The 17784-nt window shown below is 72.2% G+C and carries 16 protein-coding genes; 7 read left to right on the top strand and 9 right to left on the bottom strand.

Translation table 11 applies throughout. The features are described from left to right. Positions 1-62: 62 nt before the first annotated feature. The 7 genes from FBY41_RS07445 to FBY41_RS07415 all read left to right on the top strand — a co-directional run bounded on the left by FBY41_RS07445 (position 63) and on the right by FBY41_RS07415 (position 9390). A complete protein-coding gene (locus FBY41_RS07445) occupies positions 63-1790 on the top strand; it encodes a nitrite/sulfite reductase (RefSeq protein ID WP_141842747.1) in 1728 nt (575 codons plus the stop codon). Continuing rightward, positions 1787-2536: a phosphoadenylyl-sulfate reductase gene (locus FBY41_RS07440; RefSeq protein ID WP_141842745.1), complete on the top strand. Its 750-nt coding sequence runs from the start codon at positions 1787-1789 to the stop codon at positions 2534-2536. Before FBY41_RS07445 ends, FBY41_RS07440 begins: the two co-directional genes overlap by 4 nt. Beyond that, positions 2533-3531, top strand: a complete 999-nt coding sequence (gene cysD, locus FBY41_RS07435; RefSeq protein WP_185748932.1) for a sulfate adenylyltransferase subunit CysD — start codon at positions 2533-2535, stop codon at positions 3529-3531. Before FBY41_RS07440 ends, cysD begins: the two co-directional genes overlap by 4 nt. After that, a complete protein-coding gene (locus FBY41_RS07430) occupies positions 3531-4850 on the top strand; it encodes a sulfate adenylyltransferase subunit 1 (RefSeq protein WP_141842743.1) in 1320 nt (439 codons plus the stop codon). Before cysD ends, FBY41_RS07430 begins: the two co-directional genes overlap by 1 nt. After that, on the top strand, positions 4838-6079 hold the full coding sequence (gene cobA, locus FBY41_RS07425) for a uroporphyrinogen-III C-methyltransferase (protein ID WP_141842740.1): 1242 nt from the start codon (positions 4838-4840) through the stop codon (positions 6077-6079). The genes FBY41_RS07430 and cobA overlap by 13 nt, the downstream gene beginning before the upstream one ends. Positions 6080-6195: 116 nt before the next feature. Then, the gene (locus tag FBY41_RS07420) at positions 6196-7287 is read left to right on the top strand and encodes an SDR family oxidoreductase (protein WP_221629216.1); all 1092 of its coding nucleotides are present in this window, start codon (positions 6196-6198) and stop codon (positions 7285-7287) included. 48 nt (positions 7288-7335) lie between these two features. Beyond that, a complete protein-coding gene (locus tag FBY41_RS07415; RefSeq protein ID WP_141842738.1) occupies positions 7336-9390 on the top strand; it encodes a dehydrogenase in 2055 nt (684 codons plus the stop codon). Positions 9391-9402: 12 nt separating this feature from the next. Here FBY41_RS07415 and FBY41_RS07410 read toward each other — a convergent pair whose 3' ends face one another. The 9 genes from FBY41_RS07410 to FBY41_RS07370 form a co-directional block, all read right to left on the bottom strand. Continuing rightward, the gene (locus FBY41_RS07410) at positions 9403-9972 is read right to left on the bottom strand and encodes a DinB family protein (RefSeq protein ID WP_141842736.1); all 570 of its coding nucleotides are present in this window, start codon (positions 9970-9972) and stop codon (positions 9403-9405) included. Between the two features lie 101 nt (positions 9973-10073). Next, positions 10074-12308 carry a heavy metal translocating P-type ATPase gene (locus tag FBY41_RS07405; protein WP_141842734.1) on the bottom strand — a complete coding sequence of 745 codons (2235 nt, stop codon included), beginning with the start codon at positions 12306-12308 and terminating at the stop codon, positions 10074-10076. Between the two features lie 49 nt (positions 12309-12357). After that, positions 12358-13335: a phosphotransferase enzyme family protein gene (locus tag FBY41_RS07400; protein ID WP_141842731.1), complete on the bottom strand. Its 978-nt coding sequence runs from the start codon at positions 13333-13335 to the stop codon at positions 12358-12360. Between the two features lie 22 nt (positions 13336-13357). Further along, positions 13358-13981 (bottom strand): hypothetical protein, encoded by a 624-nt coding sequence (locus FBY41_RS07395; RefSeq protein WP_141842729.1) that lies wholly within the window; start codon positions 13979-13981, stop codon positions 13358-13360. A 64-nt stretch (positions 13982-14045) separates the two neighbouring features. Continuing rightward, entirely contained in the window at positions 14046-14699 is a 654-nt protein-coding gene (locus tag FBY41_RS07390) for a vWA domain-containing protein (protein ID WP_141842727.1), read from the bottom strand. A gap of 17 nt (positions 14700-14716) precedes the next feature. Next, the gene (locus FBY41_RS07385; RefSeq protein ID WP_260439612.1) at positions 14717-15127 is read right to left on the bottom strand and encodes a hypothetical protein; all 411 of its coding nucleotides are present in this window, start codon (positions 15125-15127) and stop codon (positions 14717-14719) included. A 384-nt stretch (positions 15128-15511) separates the two neighbouring features. Then, positions 15512-16375 (bottom strand): anti-sigma factor, encoded by an 864-nt coding sequence (locus FBY41_RS07380; RefSeq protein ID WP_141842723.1) that lies wholly within the window; start codon positions 16373-16375, stop codon positions 15512-15514. Further along, positions 16372-16971 carry an ECF RNA polymerase sigma factor SigK gene (sigK, locus tag FBY41_RS07375; RefSeq protein ID WP_260439611.1) on the bottom strand — a complete coding sequence of 200 codons (600 nt, stop codon included), beginning with the start codon at positions 16969-16971 and terminating at the stop codon, positions 16372-16374. Before sigK ends, FBY41_RS07380 begins: the two co-directional genes overlap by 4 nt. A 55-nt stretch (positions 16972-17026) precedes the next feature. After that, a complete protein-coding gene (locus FBY41_RS07370; RefSeq protein ID WP_141842719.1) occupies positions 17027-17695 on the bottom strand; it encodes a fasciclin domain-containing protein in 669 nt (222 codons plus the stop codon). Positions 17696-17784 lie beyond the last annotated feature (89 nt).

The following is a 17784-nucleotide window of genomic DNA, read 5'->3' as shown; positions in this document are numbered from 1 at the left end:
GGAAAGGGCCGGATGTCGGACCCGACTGGGCGCCGATAAGTGACGGTTATACATTCGATTACATGACCATCACCGACGAGACCGCGCCTGCGCGCGCGCAGACCCGACCACCGCGCGCCGGCCGCTCGAACGGGCAGTGGAAGGTCGACGGCGTCGAGCCGCTCAACGCCAACGAGGCGTGGAAACAGGAGGACGGCGGCCTCAACGTGCGTGAGCGGATCGAGCAGATCTACTCCCGCGAGGGCTTCGCGTCCATCCCGCCGCAGGACCTCTCGGGCCGGTTCCGCTGGTGGGGCCTCTACACGCAGCGCAAGCCGGGCATCGACGGCGGTCGTACGGCGCAGCTCGACGACACCGAGCTGTCCGACGAGTACTTCATGCTCCGCGTCCGGCTCGACGGCGGGGCGGTCTCGCTCGCGCAGCTGCGGGTGCTCGCCGAGATCAGCCAGGAGTTCGCCCGGGGCACGGCCGACATCAGCGACCGCCAGAACATCCAGTACCACTGGATCCGGGTCGAGGACGTGCCCGAGATCTGGCGCCGCGTCGAGGCCGTCGGGCTGCAGACCACGGAGGCCTGCGGCGACACCCCTCGCGTCATCCTCGGCAGCCCGCTCGCCGGGGTTGCCAAGGACGAGATCATCGACCCGACGCCGGTCATCGACGAGATCCTCGAGCGCTACATCGGTGATCCCGAGCTCGCCAACCTCCCGCGCAAGTTCAAGTCCGCCATCACCGGTCACCCGAGTCTCGACGTCGTGCACGAGATCAACGACATCTCCCTCGTCGGGGTCGTGCACCCCGAGCTGGGCGCCGGCTACGACCTCTGGGTCGGGGGCGGGCTCTCCACGGCGCCGCGCCTCGCCGAGCGCGTCGGCGTCTTCGTGCGTCCCGAGGAGGCCGCCGAGGTCTGGCACGGCGTCATCCGCGTCTTCCGCGACTACGGCTACCGCCGGCTGCGCAACAAGGCGCGCCTCAAGTTCCTCCTCGCCGAGTGGGGTCCGGAGAAGTTCCGCCAGGTCCTTCAGGACGAGTACCTCGGCCGCGAGCTGCCCGACGGGCCGGCACCGGCTCCGGCCAGCGGGCCCGGCGACCACCTCGGCGTGCACCTGCAGAAGGACGGCAACCGCTACGTCGGGGCCGCTCCCACCGTCGGGCGCATCAGCGGCGAGGTGCTCGCCGGACTCGCCGCCATCATGGAGTCCGTCGGCTCCGACAGGCTGCGCCTCACGCCGCACCAGAAGCTCGTCATCCTCGACGTGCCCGGCCGCCGGGTGCGCGGTGTCGTCAGCCGGCTCGAGAAGCTCGGCCTGACGACGGCGCCGAGCCCCTTCCGCCGCCACACGATGGCCTGCACCGGCATCGAGTTCTGCAAGCTCGCCATCGTCGAGACCAAGGCGACGGCGGCGACGACGATCGCCGCGCTCGAGCAGCGCCTCGCCGACGTGGCACCGCAGCTCGACACCCCGATCAGCCTCAACGTCAACGGCTGCCCCAACTCGTGCGCCCGCATCCAGGTCGCCGACATCGGCCTCAAGGGGCAGCTCGTGACGATCGACGGCCCCGACGGTTCGGAGCAGGTGCCCGGCTTCCAGGTGCACCTCGGAGGCGGTCTCGCCTCCGTCGACCGCGACGAGGCCGGCCTCGGCCGCACCGTCCGCGGCCTCAAGGTCACCGCCGACGACCTGCCCGACTACGTCGAGCGCGTCGTGCGGACCTTCCTCGACCAGCGCGAGCCCGGCGAGACCTTCTCGTCATGGACCCGCCGAGCAGACGAAGGAGCACTCCTGTGAGCGCAGTCCCCCTCGCCACCCCGAAGGTCCCGCGCAAGCGGCGCTCGGACGCCGAGCTCAAGGCGATCGTCGACGACTTCAACGCGACGCTTGCTGCCGACCCCGAGCACGAGCCGACCGCTGACGAGGTGGCCGCCTGGGCGGCCTTCCACTTCGACGGCACGCTCGCGGTCGCCTGCTCCATGGCCGACGCCGTGCTGCCGCACGTCGTCTCACGCTTCGCACCCGGGGTCGACGTGCTCTTCCTCGAGACCGGCTACCACTTCTCCGACACGATCGTCACGCGCGACATCGTCGCCGAGGACCTGCCGATCACCCTCGTCAACGTGATGCCCGAGCTCACGGTCGCCGAGCAGGACGAGAAGTACGGCCCCCGCCTCTACGAGCGCGACCCGGCGCTCTGCTGCCAGATGCGCAAGGTCGAGCCCCTCGCCCGCACGCTGCCGCTCTACGAGGCGTGGGTGACGGGTGTGCGGCGCGACGAGGGTCCGACCCGGGCCGACACCCCGCTCGTCACGTGGGACGCCAAGAACGGTCTCGTCAAGATCAACCCGCTCGCAGCGTGGACCTTCGACGAGGTCCTCGCGTATGCCGGTGAGCACCGTGTCGAGGTCAACTCCCTTCTCTCCGACGGCTACCCGTCCATCGGCTGCGAGCCGTGCACGCGCCGGGTCGAGCCCGGTGAGGACCCCCGAGCCGGCCGCTGGGCCGGCTTCGCCAAGACCGAGTGCGGACTCCACACATGACCACGACGACGAACGTGACTGCGGCCCAAGCCATCTCGACGACTGGCGACGAGGGCGCGACGGGCCTTGCGGCACACCGCAGCGGCGACGACTCCGACGACCGACGGCTGAGCCAGCTCGACGCCCTCGAGGCGGAGGCGATCCTCGTCATCCGCGAGATGGCGGGAGAGCTCGAGCGGCCGGCGCTGCTCTTCAGCGGCGGCAAGGACTCCGTCGTCATGCTCCACCTCGCGACGAAGGCCTTCTGGCCGGCGCCGATCCCCTTCCCGGTGCTGCACGTCGACACGGGGCACAACTTCCCCGAGGTGCTCGCCTACCGCGACGAGACGGTCGAGCGGCTCGGCCTGCGCCTCGTCGTCGCGAGCGTGCAGGACTACATCGACGACGGCCGGCTGCGCGAGCGCGCCGACGGCACGCGCAACCCGCTCCAGACCCTCCCGCTGCTCGACGCGATCAACGACAACCGCTTCGACGGCGTCTTCGGTGGGGGGCGGCGCGACGAGGAGAAGGCGCGCGCCAAGGAGCGCATCGTCTCCCTCCGTGACGAGTTCGGCCAGTGGGACCCCAAGAACCAGCGCCCCGAGCTGTGGAACCTCTTCAACCCCAGGCACCGTCCCGGCGAGCACGTCCGAGTCTTCCCGATCAGCAACTGGACCGAGGTCGACATCTGGCGCTACATCGACCGCGAGGACATCCCGCTGGCGCCGCTCTACTACGCCCACGAGCGCGAGGTCTTCCGCCGCGACGGCATGTGGCTCGCGGTCGGCCCGGTGAGCCAGCCGCGCGACGACGAGCCGGTCGAGACGCGCCTCGTGCGCTACCGCACCGTCGGCGACATGTCGTGCACGGGGGCCGTCGAGTCTCCGGCGCGCACCAACGCCGAGATCGCCCTCGAGGTGGCCGCGTCCACCCTGACCGAGCGCGGCGCCACCCGCGCCGACGACCGGATCTCCGAGGCCGCCATGGAGGACCGCAAGAAAGAGGGATACTTCTGATGGCTGCCACGCTGCTCCGCCTCGCGACGGCCGGCTCCGTCGACGACGGCAAGTCCACGCTCGTCGGCCGCCTGCTGCACGACACGAAGTCGGTCCTGTCCGACCAGCTCGCCGCCGTCGAGCGGGTGAGCCGCGACCGCGGGCTCACGGCCGCCGACCTCGCGCTGCTCACCGACGGCCTGCGGGCCGAGCGCGAGCAGGGCATCACGATCGACGTCGCCTACCGCTACTTCGCGACCGCCAACCGCTCGTTCGTGCTCGCCGACTGCCCCGGTCACGTGCAGTACACCCGCAACACGGTGACCGGCAGCTCGACCGCCGACGTCGTCGTGCTCCTCGTCGACGCCCGCAAGGGGGTGCTCGAGCAGACGCGTCGCCACCTCGCGGTGACGGCCCTGCTCCGCGTGCCGCACGTCGTCGTCGCCGTCAACAAGATCGACCTCGTCGACTTCTCGCAGGAGGTCTACGAGCGGGTCGAGGCCGAGGTTCGGGCCGTCGCCCGCGAGCTGGGCGTCGTCGACGCGACCACCATCCCGGTCAGTGCGCTCGACGGCGACAACATCGCCGAGCGCTCCGAGCGCACGCCCTGGTATGCCGGCCCCAGCCTCCTCGAGCTGCTCGAGGCGCTGCCGCCCTCCGACGACCCCGCGCACGAGTCCTTCCGCCTGCCGGTGCAGCTCGTCATCCGCCCGCAGGGTGCCGCCCGCGACGAGGCGCACCGCGACTACCGGGGGTATGCCGGCCAGGTGGCCTCGGGTGTCGTGCGCGTCGGTGACGAGGTGGTGGCGCTCCCGTCGGGCCGCCGCACGACCGTGGTCGGGATCGACCTCGGCGAGCGCTCGCTCGACGAGGCCTTCGCCCCCCAGTCGGTGACGCTGCGGCTCGCCGACGAGATCGACATCTCCCGGGGCGACGTCATCGCTGCCGCCGCGGACGCGCCCGTGCCCACGCAGGACATCGAGGCCGTCGTCTGCTGGCTGGGCGACGCCCCCCTCCGGCCCGCGCAGCGCCTGCTCCTCAAGCACGGCTCCCGCACGGTGCAGACCGCGGTGCGCTCCCTCAACGGGGCGCTCGACCTCGACAACCTCCACGCCGTGCCGGCGGACTCCTTGTCGCTCAACGACATCGGGCTCGTGACGCTGCGGCTCGCCGCTCCCCTGCCCGTCGAGAACTACTCGGTCTCGCGGCGCGGAGGCTCCTTCCTGCTCATCGACGCGCACGACGGGCGCACCGTCGCCGCCGGAATGGTCGGGGCGACCCTGCCGAGCGGAGCACCCGCGCCCACCGAGCCGGAAGGTGACGAGGAATGGGAGATCTGAGGTCGACGCTGCCGGTCGTCCTCGACCTGAGCGGCCGGCTCGTCGTCGCCGTCGGCGGTGGGCCCGTCTCGGCCCGCCAGGTGCGCGCCTTCCTCGACGAGCGTGCCGTCGTGAGGGTCGTCGCGCCGTGGCTCTGCGAAGACCTGCGCGAGCTCGTTGCCGCAGGCCGCATCGAGTGGGTCCAGCGCGACTACGTCGGCGGCTCCGACCTCGACGGGGCCTGGCTCGTCCACACCGCCTCCGGTGAGCCGTCGGTCGACCGCGAGGTCGCCGCCGACGCCGACGCCCGGCGCCTCTGGTGCATCGACGCGACCGACCCCGCCGCCTCCTCGGCCGCCGCGGCCGCCCGCACCGACGTCACGACCCCCGACGGCCGGGTCACCATCGCGGCGTATGCCGCCGGCGACCCCGGCACTGCCGCGACCGTCGTCGACGGGGTCGAGAGGGCCATCGGGTCCGGGGCGCTCGACCTGCGTCGCACCCGCTCCCACGACCGCCGCGGCTGGGTCGCCCTCGTGGGCGGCGGTCCCGGCACCGACGGCCTCCTCACGACCCGCGGCCGCGAGCTGCTCGCGGCGGCCGACGTCGTCGTGCTCGACCGGCTCGCGCCCCGCGCGGCGGTCGACCGCCTGCCGGCCTCTGTGCAGGTCATCGACGTCGGCAAGACCTCGGGTCACCATCCCGTGCCCCAGTGGCGGATCAACGAGATCCTCGTCGAGCAGGCCCAGCTCGGTCTCGGCGTCGTGCGGCTCAAGGGGGGTGACCCCTACGTGCTCGGGCGCGGAGGCGAGGAGCGCGACGCGTGCGAGGCACACGGCATACCGGTGGAGGTGGTGGCCGGCGTGACGAGCGCGGTCAGCGTGCCGGCGGCAGCGGGTATCCCCGTCACCCATCGCGGCGTCGCGCGCGGCTTCACCGTCGTCACGGGCCACGAGGAGATCCCCGTGCTGCCCACGGGAGGCGACCACACGCTTGTCCTGCTCATGGCGGTGGGCGGACTGCGGTGGACCGCGACCCTGCTCATGGAGCACGGGCGCAGTGCCGACTCCCCGGTGGCGATCATCGAGCGCGGCTTCGCGCCCGACCAGCGGATCACCCTCGGCACCGTCGCGACGATCGCCGACCTGGCCGTCGAGCGGGGTGTGGAGTCGCCGGCTGTCATCGTCGTCGGTGACGTCGTGCGCCTCAGCCCGGAGTGGCGCCAACGTCACACCCCCGCAGCCTCCTGATCCGTAGGGCATCGCACCGACCGTCGATAGAGTCGAGGTGTCCACCATGAAGTGGTCGGACCCGGAGAGGCTGCCCGACGGCGACGCGACCGGGCCGACTCGATGAGGCGGTTCGCGTGCGTGCACTCCTGCTGACCGGATTCCCCGGCTTCCTCGGCTCCGCCCTGCTGCCCCGGCTGCTGGCTCGGCGCGAGGGCGACGAGGCCTTCTGCCTCGTGCAGGGCCGCCACCTCGAGACGGCGCGACGCCGCGTGGACGAGATCGAGGCCGCGCACCCGCACACGGCCGGCCGGGTCAGGCTCGTCGAGGGCGACATCACCGTGCCCGACCTCGGCCTCGACCCGGCGCACTCCGATGCCCTCGCCGCCGTCGACGAGATCTGGCACCTTGCCGCCGTCTACGACCTCGCCGTCGAGGAGGGGCTCGCACGGCGGGTCAACGTCGAGGGAACGCGCAACGTCCTCGACTTCTGCGCCACCCGGCCCGCGCTGCAGCGACTGCACCACGTGAGCACGTGCTACGTCAGCGGCCGCTACGAGGGGGAGTTCACCGAGGAGCACCTCGACGAGGGCCAGACCTTCCTCAACCACTACGAGGCGACGAAGTTCGACGCCGAAGCCCTCGTCCGGACGGCGATGGCGGGCGGCCTGCCGGCCACCGTCTACCGCCCCGGCATCGTCGTCGGTGACTCGACGACCGGTGAGACACAGAAGTACGACGGGCCCTACTTCCTCGCGGCCTTCCTGCGCCGGCAGCTCGGCGTCGCCATCGTGCCCGCGGTGGGTGACGTGGACCGGGTGCGGGTCTCGCTCGTCCCGCGCGACTTCGTCATCGACGCGATGGACGTCCTCTCCGGTCTCGAGCGATCACTCGGCCGGACGTATGCGCTGACCGACCCGGCGCCGCCGACGGTCCGCGAGCTCGTCGACACCTTCGCACGGCACCTCGGTCGGCGCGTCGTGTGGGCCAGGCTGCCGCTCGGGATGACCCGGGTCGCCGTCGGGCACGTGCCGGGAGCCGAGCGCCTCCTCGGACTGCCCGCCGAGGCCCTCGACTACTTCGCGTCGCCGACGACCTACTCGACCGGCAACACCCTTGCCGACCTCGAGGGCACGGGACTGGAGTGCCCGCCCTTCGAGTCCTACGCGGGGAGACTGCTCGACTTCATGACCCACCACCCCGAGGTCGACTCGGCCGCCATGGTCTGAGCGCGGCCCGAGGGCCGGGCAACCGGCCCCTGAGACAGAGGAGGCCTGATGGCACGACAAGCGCCACTCGTCGTCGTCCACGTGAGCCTCATGGGGCCCGAGCGGGACTACGACGCCGAGGTGACCTTCCTCGAGCGCCGCTTCCGGATCGTGCGGGTCGGCACGAGCGGTGACGCCGAGGCGGCCGAGTCGCTCGCCAAGGCCTGGTCGGAGCAGGCCGCGGCCATCGCCGTCACCGGCGTCCACGAGGCCCAGGTGCTCGGGCTCTACGACGGCGACCCCCAGCTGCTCGAGAGGATCCAGCGCGCCATCCCGACGGTTCCCGTCACCGACGGTGTCGCACTACGCAACGTGCTGCAGGAGTGGGCGATCCGCCGTGTCCAGACGGAGATGCCCGGCTTCTTCAACAACGCGCGCACCGTCGTGCTCGGCGGCCTCAACCACGCCCGCTCCATCCGCATCCTGCGCGAGTTCACTCCCAACATGGAGTCCGCGGACCCGGCCCTGCTCGACCTCCTGGAGCGGCTCGTGTCCGTCCCGCTCGTGGGGAAGGCCGCAGACCTGGGGCTGTGGCCGGTGCGACAGCTGCCCGACAGCGTGCAGTCGCTGCTCAAGGCGCCCGGGCCGGTGAGCCGCGCCTTTGCCCGACGCGCGGCTCGGGACTGCGACGTCGTCGTGGCCACCTACGACGAGCTCACCGGCTTCGGCCTCGAGGACCTCGCCGGCAAGACGGTCGTCACGTCGGCGATCTCGGACGAGCAGCTCGCAGAGCTCGGCAGCCGCGGCGTCGACCTCGTCCTCGACGCCACACCCCAGCCGTTCGACGTCACGGTGGAGGCGGCGGCGCTCGAGGCGATGATGCTTGCGACCGTCGACCGGTCGGGTCGCCTCGCCGACGACGACCTCCTCGACCTCATCATCGCCGCCGGGCTGGAGCCGCGTCTCCTCTACCCCAACGGCCCTCGCCGCAAGAGTCGCTTCGCCTTCGTCATCCACCCGCTGTCGCAGCAGTACTTCCGCAAGGTCGAGCCGCTGGCGACGATCTCTAAGGTGGCCCCGGGGCCGGTGATGGACGTCCTCGAGAAGGCGATGGCCTACACCCCGCCCTTCACCTACAGCCACGTGACCGGCATACGCTCGCCGACGGGCGCCGAGGCTGAGGGCTGGCTCATCACGGTGGGCGGCACGCCGAAGGAGCTCATGGCGCACAGCCCGGAGTTCACCTACTCACGGCTGCTCGCAGCTGCCGAGACCGCCCGCAAGCTCGGGGCGCAGGTCATGGGCCTCGGAGCCTTCACCAAGGTCGTCGGTGATGCCGGGGTCACCGTCGCGAAGCGCGCGCCGCTGCCGATCACGACGGGCAACAGCTACAGCGCATCGGGGGCGCTCTGGGCGGCCCAGGACGCGCTGGAGCGGCTCGGTCTCGTCGAGGTCGACGAGGGTGGTCGGCTCCGGGGCGCCGCGATGGTCGTGGGCGCGACCGGAGCGATCGGCTCGGTCTGCGCGCGCCTCCTCGCGCTGTCGAGCGACGAGCTCTGGCTCGTCTCGCCCGAGGCCGCGAAGCTGCTCGACCTCAAGCACGACATCGAGCGCGAGCACCCCCGGGCGCAGGTGCACGTCGCGGCGACCCCCGACGGGCACCTCGGCGAGATGGACCTCGTCGTCACCGCCACCTCGGGCGCGGGCAAGAGGGTCCTCGACATCATGGCGGTCAAGCCGGGGGCGGTGATCACCGACGTGGCCCGGCCGCTCGACCTCTCCGCGGACGACGTGGCCAGGCGCCCCGACGTCCTCGTCGTGCAGTCCGGCGAGATCGAGCTGCCGGGCGAGGTGAGGATGCGCAACATCGGCCTGCCCGAGGGCGTCGCGTATGCGTGCCTCGCCGAGACGGTCGTGCTCGCCCTCGAGGGCCGCTACGAGTCGTTCACGGTGGGGCGCAACATCGAGTGGCCCAAGGTCAAGGAGATCTACAAGCTCGGCCGCAAGCACGGGATGAAGCTGGCGACCATCTCGGGCGTGGGCGGGGTCTTCACCGACGACGACATCGCGAAGATCCGCGAGCTGGCGCTCGTCGCGCGAGCCGGGGGGCCGGCGCGGCCCTGAGCCCGACGTGGGTCACCCCGACTGCTCGGCCACGAGCCGGAGGCGCTCCACGTAGGCGCTCCACCAGGCCGCGTCGACGTCCGGCAGGTTGGGCCTGCCCGCGAGCATGCCGCGCTGACCGTCGAGGCCCTCGCGGAGGATGTCCATGTGCCCGGCGTGACGGGCCGTCTCGGCGATGACGTGGACGAGCAGCCGGTGCAGGTTCGTGTCCTGCGGGTTCCACCACGGCACGGTCGCCGGCGCATCGAGGGACAGCTCGGCGATGCCGGCGTCGGCGTGAGCAGTGACGCGGCGATAGAGGTCGACGATGTCCGCGGGTGACTCGTCCGCCGTCGCCCACATGTCGGCGTTGGGCTCCGCGTCGTCGTCCCAGGACGGCATCGGCTCGGGCCATGGGCGGCCGAGGCAGTCGCCGAAGTATCCCGCCTCGACGCTGGCGAGGTGTTTGACGAGCCCGAGCAGGTTGGTGCCCGAGGCCGTCAGCGGCATGCGCTGGTCGCGCTCCGAGAGTCCGTCGACCTTCCAGAGCACCGTCTGGCGCTGCCCGTCGAGGTAGCCGTGGAGGGTCGCCTTCATGTCCATGCAGTCACCTTCTCAGCCATGGGCCGTGCTCCGCCCGGGCATTTCCGGGCGGAGCACGGCCGGCTCATGCCGTCTCGGCTCGCCGGCTCATCGCCGGCTCATCAGCGATTCGACGCCGCCTTGGACGGGCGCGACCGCTCGGACGACGGGCGTGCCCCCGGTCGCAGGTCGAGGCGCCGCAGGAGCTGGGCGTTGAGGGCCACGACGATGGTCGAGACCGACATGAGCACGGCACCGACCGACATCGGCAGGACGAAGCCGACAGGAGCGAGGACACCGGCTGCGAGCGGCACCGACACGAGGTTGTAGCCGGCTGCCCACCAGAGGTTCTGCGCCATCTTGCGGTAGCTCGCCGTCGACAGGTCGATGACCGAGACCACCGAGCGCGGGTCGTCGCTGGCGAGGATGACACCCGCCGAGGCGATCGCGACGTCGGTGCCCGCCCCGATGGCGATGCCGACGTCGGCCTGGGCCAGGGCGGGCGCGTCGTTGACGCCGTCGCCGACCATGGCGACACGCTTGCCCTCGGACTGCAGCTGCGCGACCGTCGCGGCCTTGTCCTCGGGGCGGACTCCGGCGAACCAGCGGCGCACGCCGACCTCCTCGGCCACCGAGCGCGCGACCGCCTCGGCGTCCCCGGTGATCATGACGACCTCGACCCCGCGCCCGTGGAGCGCTGCCACGGCCTCACGCGACTCGGGCCGTATGCCGTCCTCGAGGCGGAGTGCCCCGACGACCGCTCCGTCGCGCAGGACGTGGAGGATGATCGCGCCGTGGCTGCGCCAGGCCTCGGCCGCTGCGACCTCGGCGGCGCCGGCCTCCTCGAGCAGCCGGGGCCCGCCGACCCGCACCTCGCGTCCGTCCACCACTGCGTTGACGCCGACGGCGGGCGACGACGTGAAGCCGGTCGCCTCGGGCACGGCGACACCGCGCTCGCGGGCTGCTCGGACGATCGCCCTCGCGAGCGGGTGCTCGCTGTCGGTCTCCGCCGCGGCGGCGAGGGCCAGCACGGCTGAGTCGTCGAGGTGCACCGGGTCGGTGGCCGCGATCTCGGTGAGCGTGGGCTCGCCGGTGGTCAGCGTTCCCGTCTTGTCGAAGAGGACGACGTCGACGGTGCGCATGCTCTCGAGTGCCAGCCGGTCCTTGACGAGCACGCCGGCCGCGGCGGCTCGCTCGGTCGCGATCGAGACGACGAGCGGGATCGCGAGGCCGAGGGCGTGGGGGCAGGCGATGACGAGCACGGTGATGGTGCGCACGACGGCGTCGTCCGGGCTCCCCGCCACCGACCAGACGAGGGCCGTGATGGCCGCGGCGCCGAGGGCGAACCAGAAGAGCCAGGCCGCGGCCCGGTCCGCGAGCCGCTGGGCGCGCGACGACGAGCTCTGGGCCGCCGCGACGAGTCGCTGGATGCCGGCGAGGGCGGTCTCGTCGCCGACGGCCGTGACCTCGAGGCGCAGGCCCGAGTCCGTGGCGACGGTCCCGGCGGTCACGCGGTCGCCGGCGCTGCGGAGCACCGTGCGCGACTCGCCCGTCACCATCGACTCGTCCATCTCGGCGCGCCCGTCGACGACGACGCCGTCGGCCGGCACGCTGCCGCCCGGGCGCACGACGACGACGTCTCCGACGCGCAGCGCGGTCGGGGGCACGCTGACGATCTGGCCGTCCTCCACACGCTCCGCCTCGTCGGGAAGCAGCGCCGCCAGGGAGTCGAGGGCCGAGGAGGTCTGCGCGAGCGAGCGCATCTCGAGCCAGTGGCCGAGCAGCATGATGACGATGAGCAGGGCGAGCTCCCACCAGAAGTCGAGCTGGTGGTCGAGCACGCCCAGGGTGGCGCCCCACGAGGCGACGAACGCGACCGTGATGGCGAGCCCGACGAGGAGCATCATCCCCGGTCGGCGCGCGCGGACCTCGCTGACGGCGCCCCTGAGGAAGGGCCGGCCGCCCCAGAGATACATCACGGTGCCGAGCACCGGGGAGACCCACGGCACCCAGCCGGTGTCGGGCACGGAGTAGCCGGCGACCATCGCGAACATCCCGGAGGTCGCGACGACCGGCACGGCGAGCACGAGCATCAGCCAGAAGAGCCGGCGGAACATCGCGGCATGGTCGCCGCCATGGCCCCCGTGGCCGCCATGGCCCCCGTGGCCCCCGTGGCCCCCGTGGTTCTGGTGGCCCCCGTGGTTCTGGTGGTCCTGGTGGGCGTCCTGCCCTGTGGGGGCGTGGCTCGCGTGGGTGGAGTGAGCCGCGTGGGCTCCGTGGGCACCGTCGGCGGCGTGCGTCGAGCCGGGGTCGGTGTCCGGGTGGGCGTGACCGGAGTGCTGCAGTGACGTGTCCATGAAGCCGTCAACGTACATACCCCCATGGGGTATTCCCAGGAATCGCGCCTCAGGTGACGGCAGCGAGGATCCGGTCGATGCGGGCGAGCGTCACCGGGTCCTCGGGGATCTCGAGAAACCACGCTGCGAGCCGCTCGCGCTCCGCCTCGTCGGAGGCGCCCACCCAGCGCGAGCACGCGAGCTGGCCGATGTGCGCCTGCTCGGCGACGAGCATCGTGAAGTGGCCGCGCCGCGTGACCCGTCCGGGCCCACCCCCGTCGAGGTATGCCGTATGGATCGTCCGTGCCCGCGCGGGGTCGTCGTCACCGAACTCGAAGAGCACCATGGCGAGCTCCTGGCTCGGATCGGCGGGCCCGAGGTTCTCGAAGTCGATGACACAGACGTCACCGTCGACGGTGCCGAGCACGTTGTCGGCCCAGAGGTCCCGGTGGCACACGATCGGTGCCTCGTGCGGCTCCATCACCGACTCGACGGCGACGAGGTCGCCGAGCAAGGACCCGAGTACGGGGGCGAAGGGTGCCCCTTCACGGGCCACCCTCTGCTGCAAGGCGACCCAGGTCGTCTCGCCGACACCGGTCGAGAACCAGTTGTCGACGGACTCGCGAGTGGGCGCACCCGCGCGGTGCAGCCCGGCGAGCATCGCGCCGACGGCGGCCGGGTCGAGCAGGCGCGTGCGCGGCCGGAGGTCGACCCATTCGAAGACACGGATCGCGGTGCCCCCTGAGCTGCCTGAGCCGCCTGAGTCACCTCGGCCGGGAAGCACGGTCGCGACGGCACCGTCGGGCGTCCGGATGATCTCTGGAGTGGTCACCCCCTGGGCGCGCGCGGCCACCACGAGGTCGGCATCCCGGGCCACGTCGGCGAGGTCGGGCTCGGCGAACCACTCCTTGACGGCATACGGCCCCTCAGGGGTGTCGAGTCGCCACACCTGACCGAGCTGGCCGCGGGCGACCGGGCCGGTGAGGGTTGCCGGGCGGCTCAACCCGTAGGCGGCAGCGACCGCGTCGGCGTCCGTGGGACTCAGCACGGGCTGCGGTGGCGGCCGGGGCTCACGGCAGGATGCGCCAGATCGCGACGGCGACGGTGACGAGTGCGAGGGCGCCCGACGCCCACCCGAGGAGGTCGCGGCCCCGGGAGCCGCGGCCGAGCAGGAGGACGAGCGCTGCGAGCACGGAGATGACGGCGGCGACGATCGTCTCCTCGGGCCACCGGCCGAGGCTCTCGAGGAAGAGGGTCGAGATGGCGCCCTCGCGCACGAGCGTGCCGAGCAGCCGCACGAGGACCGTGACCCACCAGCCGACGGTGATCCAGAAGAGGGCGGCGCCGATCTGGGCGAGCAGCGGGTCGGGAGGAGCCTCGAGCGTTGCGGTCGGGGGCGGGGCCGGCGCATACGGCTGGACGGGCGCCGGGCCGCCTGCCCACGGGGGTGGCGGCAGCGCGCGGGTCGGCTCGGACACCGGCAGGACCTGCGTCTGCTGGCGGTCGACGGAGCGCGGGGGGTGTGGCACCGGCGGCGAGGTCGGCGGCGGGTAGGACAGTGGCGGGGCGGCCACGGGCGGAGCCGAGGGGGCGGGACCCGAGACCGACTGGGGCGCAGGCATGCTGGGGATGGGCACGGTGAACTGCTGCTCGTCCGAGGTCGGGTCGGGGCGCAGGCCCGCGTCGTCGCTCATGGCGACAACGTACCCCCGCCCGGTGTCGGCCACACCGCACTTCGCGGCGCGGCGTCCACGTGGCTCACTCCGCGGCTGCGGCGCGCTGGTCGTCGTCGAAGGCCATCTGGCTGGCGGCCTCGGCGGGCGTCGCACCGGCCGCGACGGCGGAGCGGGTGCGCCCGATGTTGCGCGACGTCGCCGCCATCGCGGCAGCAACCTTGCCACGGCTGTAGGTCATCGAATTGGCCGCTGCCACACCGATGCTCGCGCCGACCTCGATGGCGTCCTGGTCGGCTCCGAGATAGAGGAACTGCCAGGCGTAGTCGTGGGTCTGGCGTTCGATGAGGGCCTTGACCTGGGGGTGCGTGAGCTCGCGTGAGGCGTTCTCGTGACCGTCGGTCATGATGCCGACGATGACGACTCCGGGGCGCCGCTCCTCGGGGAGTGCCGCGAGTCGCGCGCCGGCCTCACCGATGAGGCGGCCGATGGAGTCGAGCAGTGCCGTCGTGCCGCGGGGGTGCAGCTGGAGCGGCGGCACCTCGGCGACGGGGAGGTCGGCGTAGACCTGCTCGTAGGTGTCGTCGAACTGCGCCAGCGTGACCCGGCACTCACCCGGCTGGGAGCGCTGCTCGGCGATGAAGGCGTCGAAGCCGCCCTCGGTGTCGTCCTTGATCGACTGCATCGAGCCGCTGCGGTCGAGCAGGAAGTAGAGGTGCGTGAGGTTCGGGTCGGTCATGGGGGTGCCTCTCTCGCTCAGGTGGGCCGCCGGGCGCGGAAGCGCATCGGCGGGGGTGGCTCGGGCAGGTCGGTGCCGTCGCGGTGGCGGCCCTCCTCGAGGTCGTAGCGGGCCCGCTCGACGCCGGCGGCGGTGACGCGCCCCGTCTCCGAGCCGTATGCCGCGAGCAGCCTCGTGCGGGCGAGGCGCGGCCCCACGGCGTTCTCCGAGAGGCCCGCGAGGGCCCCGGTCGTGCGGATCGAACCGCCCTCGGTCACGAGGACGGCGGCCATGGCCTCGTCGATGGCGACGGTGAGGTGCTGCTGGGCCTCGCGCAGCAGCGGCAACGCTGCGGCGGGCGCCGCAGGGTCGGCAGCCGAGAGCGCCGCCGACGCCGCTGCGATGGCGGCGTCGATCGTGCTTCGCGTGCTCTCGTGCGCGGTTTCCATGCCATCCATCGTGCCGCACTAACTGCGGCAACGCAATACCCGCGCACCCCTCCCCCCGCTTCATCGAGTGCCCAGTTCCCGACGCCCCGATCGTCGGAAAGTGAGCACTCGACGGGAAGGGAAGGTCGAGTGCCCACTTTCGGGACGGCATACGGCGTGGGGAACTGGGCACTCGACGGGAAGGGAAGCTCGAGTGCTCACTTTCGGGACGGCATACGGCGTGGGGAACTGGGCACTCGACGGGAAGGGAAGGTCGAGTGCCCACTTTCGGGACGGCATACGCGTGGGGAACTGGGCACTCGACGGGAAGGGAAGGTCGAGTGCCCACTTTCGGGACGGCATACGGCGTGGGGAACTGGGCACTCGACGGGGGTGGGGCGACGGTCAGGCGAAGGAGAAGAACGCGATCGGGTTGGACGTCGGCTGCTCGGAGCCTCCGGCCGGCTCGATCGTGATGCCGGCCGCCTGGGCGTCGGCCGCGTCGCCCTGGAGCACGACCGTCTGGTCGCCCGACGCGGCCATGAGGCCGGCCGAGGTGAAGTGACCGGACGTGTCCTGCAGCCACAGCTGGTAGACCTTGCCCGCCGGGGCGCTCGGCAGGTCGGACGTGATGACGACCGCCTTGCCCAGCGAGGCCGACCGGACGACGGTCGCCGTGCCACCTCCCGGGAGCGCCACGTCCGAGGACGTCTTGGCGTCGGGTGCGTTGCGCACCTGCTCCGCGACGGTGGGGGGCGTCGTCGACCCGGTGTCGGTGCTGCGCCAGACCGCGAAGCCCCCGATGGCGAGGATGGCAGCCGTGGCCGCCGCGACGAGCCAGCGCAGCGGGCCCCCTCGGCGGGTGTCGGCGTGACGACCGCCTCGACGCTCAGCGAGCTCGTCGGGTGTCGCCTGCGGCGCCGCGGGCGGGTTAGCGACCGCGGGGGCCGTCGTCTCGGAGGGCACGGGCGCAGGGGCGGCCGAGGGAGCCGGTGCGCGTCGGGCGTCATCGCCCGGCTCGCCGTCGCGGGACACGATGGGCGGCAGCGGACGGACGGTCTTGATGCCCTGGAGTACCTTGGCCCGCAGGGCCGGCGGCGGTGCCGTGTCGCTCAGCGACGACAGGGCGGTGGCTGCCTCCACGAGGCTGGCCACCTCGGCCTGGCAGGCGGAGCAGCCGGCGAGGTGCTGCTCGAACCGGGCCCGTTCGCCGTCGTCGAGGGCGTCAACGGCGTATGCGCCGGAGAGCGCGTGGATGTCGTCGCTCATGAGGTCACCCCCAACGTGTCCCGAAGTCTGATGAGTCCGTCTCGGATGCGGGTCTTCGCCGTGCCGAGGGGGAGGTCGAGCATCGTTGCCACCTCCGTGTGCGTGTATCCCGAGAGATAGGCGAGCTCGAGGGCCTGGCGCTGCGCCTCGGTCAGGGTCGCGAGGGCCCGATGAACCCGCTCCGCATCCAGCCGTTCGACGACGGCCTCCGACGTGGAGTCGTGGTCGACGTCCTGGTTGCTCGTGCCATAGGTGTCGTCGCGCTGCCGGGAGGCCTCCGCCGAGCGGACCCGGTCGACAGCCCTGCGGTGCGCGATGGTCAGCATCCACGACAGCGCGCTGCCACGGGCCGGGTCGAAGCGGGCGCTCTGGCGCCAGATGTCGAGGAAGACCTCCTGGGCCACCTCCTCGGACTGGGCCGGGTCGCGCAGCACGCGGCGAACCAGGCCGTAGAGCCGGGACGAGACTGCGTCGTAGAGCTCCGCGAAGGCATCCTCGTCGCCCGCCGCCGACCGCCGCAGCAGCCGTTCGAGGTCGATGCGGGCGGGCCCCTCCGGCGAGGTGTCGCCGGAGGGGACCACCGAGAACCGTGACATGGGATCCATTGTGTCGCCCAGGCCGTCAGTCTGCGTCAGTGAGGGGTGCCGGTGATCAGGGCATCAGCACGGAGTCGACGATGTAGACGGTCGCGTTGGCCGTGGGCACGTTGCCGCAGATGACCTTGGCGTCCATCGTGCCCACCGTGAAGTTCTCACCCGAGCCCTTGACCGTGATCGTCGTGCCGGCGAGCGTCTTGTGGTCGCCCGCGAGCTGGTCCGGCGAGAGCTTGCCGGCCACGACGTGGTTCGTGAGGATCTTGGTGAGGGTCGGCTTGTCGGCCAGGACCTTCTTGAGGTCGGCGGCCGGGATCTTGGCGAAGGCGTCGTTCGTCGGCGCGAAGACGGTGATCTCGGGGGCCGAGTTCAGGGTGTCGACGAGTCCGGCCTCCTTGACGGCCGTGACGAGGGTCGACAGGAGCGGGTTGTTGCTCGCCGCGGTCGCGACCGGGTCGGTCGCCATGCCGGTGAACGAGCCCTTGCCGTCCTTCGGCACCGCCGCGCAGCCCTCGCCGAAGACGGCCGAGGCGGCGCCCATCGACTCCGACGACGTCATGGTGTCGGACGGCATGGAGCTCGTCATCGAGTCGGAGCTCGTGGCCGCAGGCGTCGAGCCGGCCGCCGGAGTGGTCGTCGTGTCGGACGAGCTGCCGCAGGCGGCGAGGCTCAGGGGCAGGGCAATCGCGAGGGCGACAAAGGTGGTGCGCGTCTTCATGCTCTTCATGTCAGTCACTCCTTGTGTGCGGCTGGTGTGTTCACGGTCATCAGTGGTTCGGAGCGAACCAGGACCCGGATTGGATTGGGGGACAGATA

This window comes from Humibacillus xanthopallidus, from assembly GCF_006716675.1.
In the GTDB taxonomy this organism is placed as follows: Bacteria; Actinomycetota; Actinomycetes; order Actinomycetales; family Dermatophilaceae; genus Humibacillus; species Humibacillus xanthopallidus_B.
The sequence above is the reverse complement of the archived record's forward strand: the minus strand, read 5'-3'. Positions and strand labels throughout refer to the sequence as shown.

What these genes read in the sequence shown, in the direction of transcription:
- FBY41_RS07445 (WP_141842747.1), top strand. Translation starts at nt 63, where the DNA reads ATGACCATCACCGACGAGACCGCGCCTGCGCGCGCGCAGACCCGACCA.
- cysD (WP_185748932.1), top strand. Translation starts at nt 2,533, where the DNA reads ATGACCACGACGACGAACGTGACTGCGGCCCAAGCCATCTCGACGACT.
- FBY41_RS07430 (WP_141842743.1), top strand. Translation starts at nt 3,531, where the DNA reads ATGGCTGCCACGCTGCTCCGCCTCGCGACGGCCGGCTCCGTCGACGAC.
- cobA (WP_141842740.1), top strand. Translation starts at nt 4,838, where the DNA reads ATGGGAGATCTGAGGTCGACGCTGCCGGTCGTCCTCGACCTGAGCGGC.
- FBY41_RS07415 (WP_141842738.1), top strand. Translation starts at nt 7,336, where the DNA reads ATGGCACGACAAGCGCCACTCGTCGTCGTCCACGTGAGCCTCATGGGG.
- FBY41_RS07410 (WP_141842736.1), bottom strand. Translation starts at nt 9,972, where the DNA reads ATGGACATGAAGGCGACCCTCCACGGCTACCTCGACGGGCAGCGCCAG.
- FBY41_RS07405 (WP_141842734.1), bottom strand. Translation starts at nt 12,308, where the DNA reads ATGGACACGTCACTGCAGCACTCCGGTCACGCCCACCCGGACACCGAC.
- FBY41_RS07395 (WP_141842729.1), bottom strand. Translation starts at nt 13,981, where the DNA reads ATGAGCGACGACGCGGGCCTGCGCCCCGACCCGACCTCGGACGAGCAG.
- FBY41_RS07390 (WP_141842727.1), bottom strand. Translation starts at nt 14,699, where the DNA reads ATGACCGACCCGAACCTCACGCACCTCTACTTCCTGCTCGACCGCAGC.
- FBY41_RS07385 (WP_260439612.1), bottom strand. Translation starts at nt 15,127, where the DNA reads ATGGAAACCGCGCACGAGAGCACGCGAAGCACGATCGACGCCGCCATC.
- FBY41_RS07380 (WP_141842723.1), bottom strand. Translation starts at nt 16,375, where the DNA reads ATGAGCGACGACATCCACGCGCTCTCCGGCGCATACGCCGTTGACGCC.
- sigK (WP_260439611.1), bottom strand. Translation starts at nt 16,971, where the DNA reads ATGTCACGGTTCTCGGTGGTCCCCTCCGGCGACACCTCGCCGGAGGGG.
- FBY41_RS07370 (WP_141842719.1), bottom strand. Translation starts at nt 17,695, where the DNA reads ATGAAGAGCATGAAGACGCGCACCACCTTTGTCGCCCTCGCGATTGCC.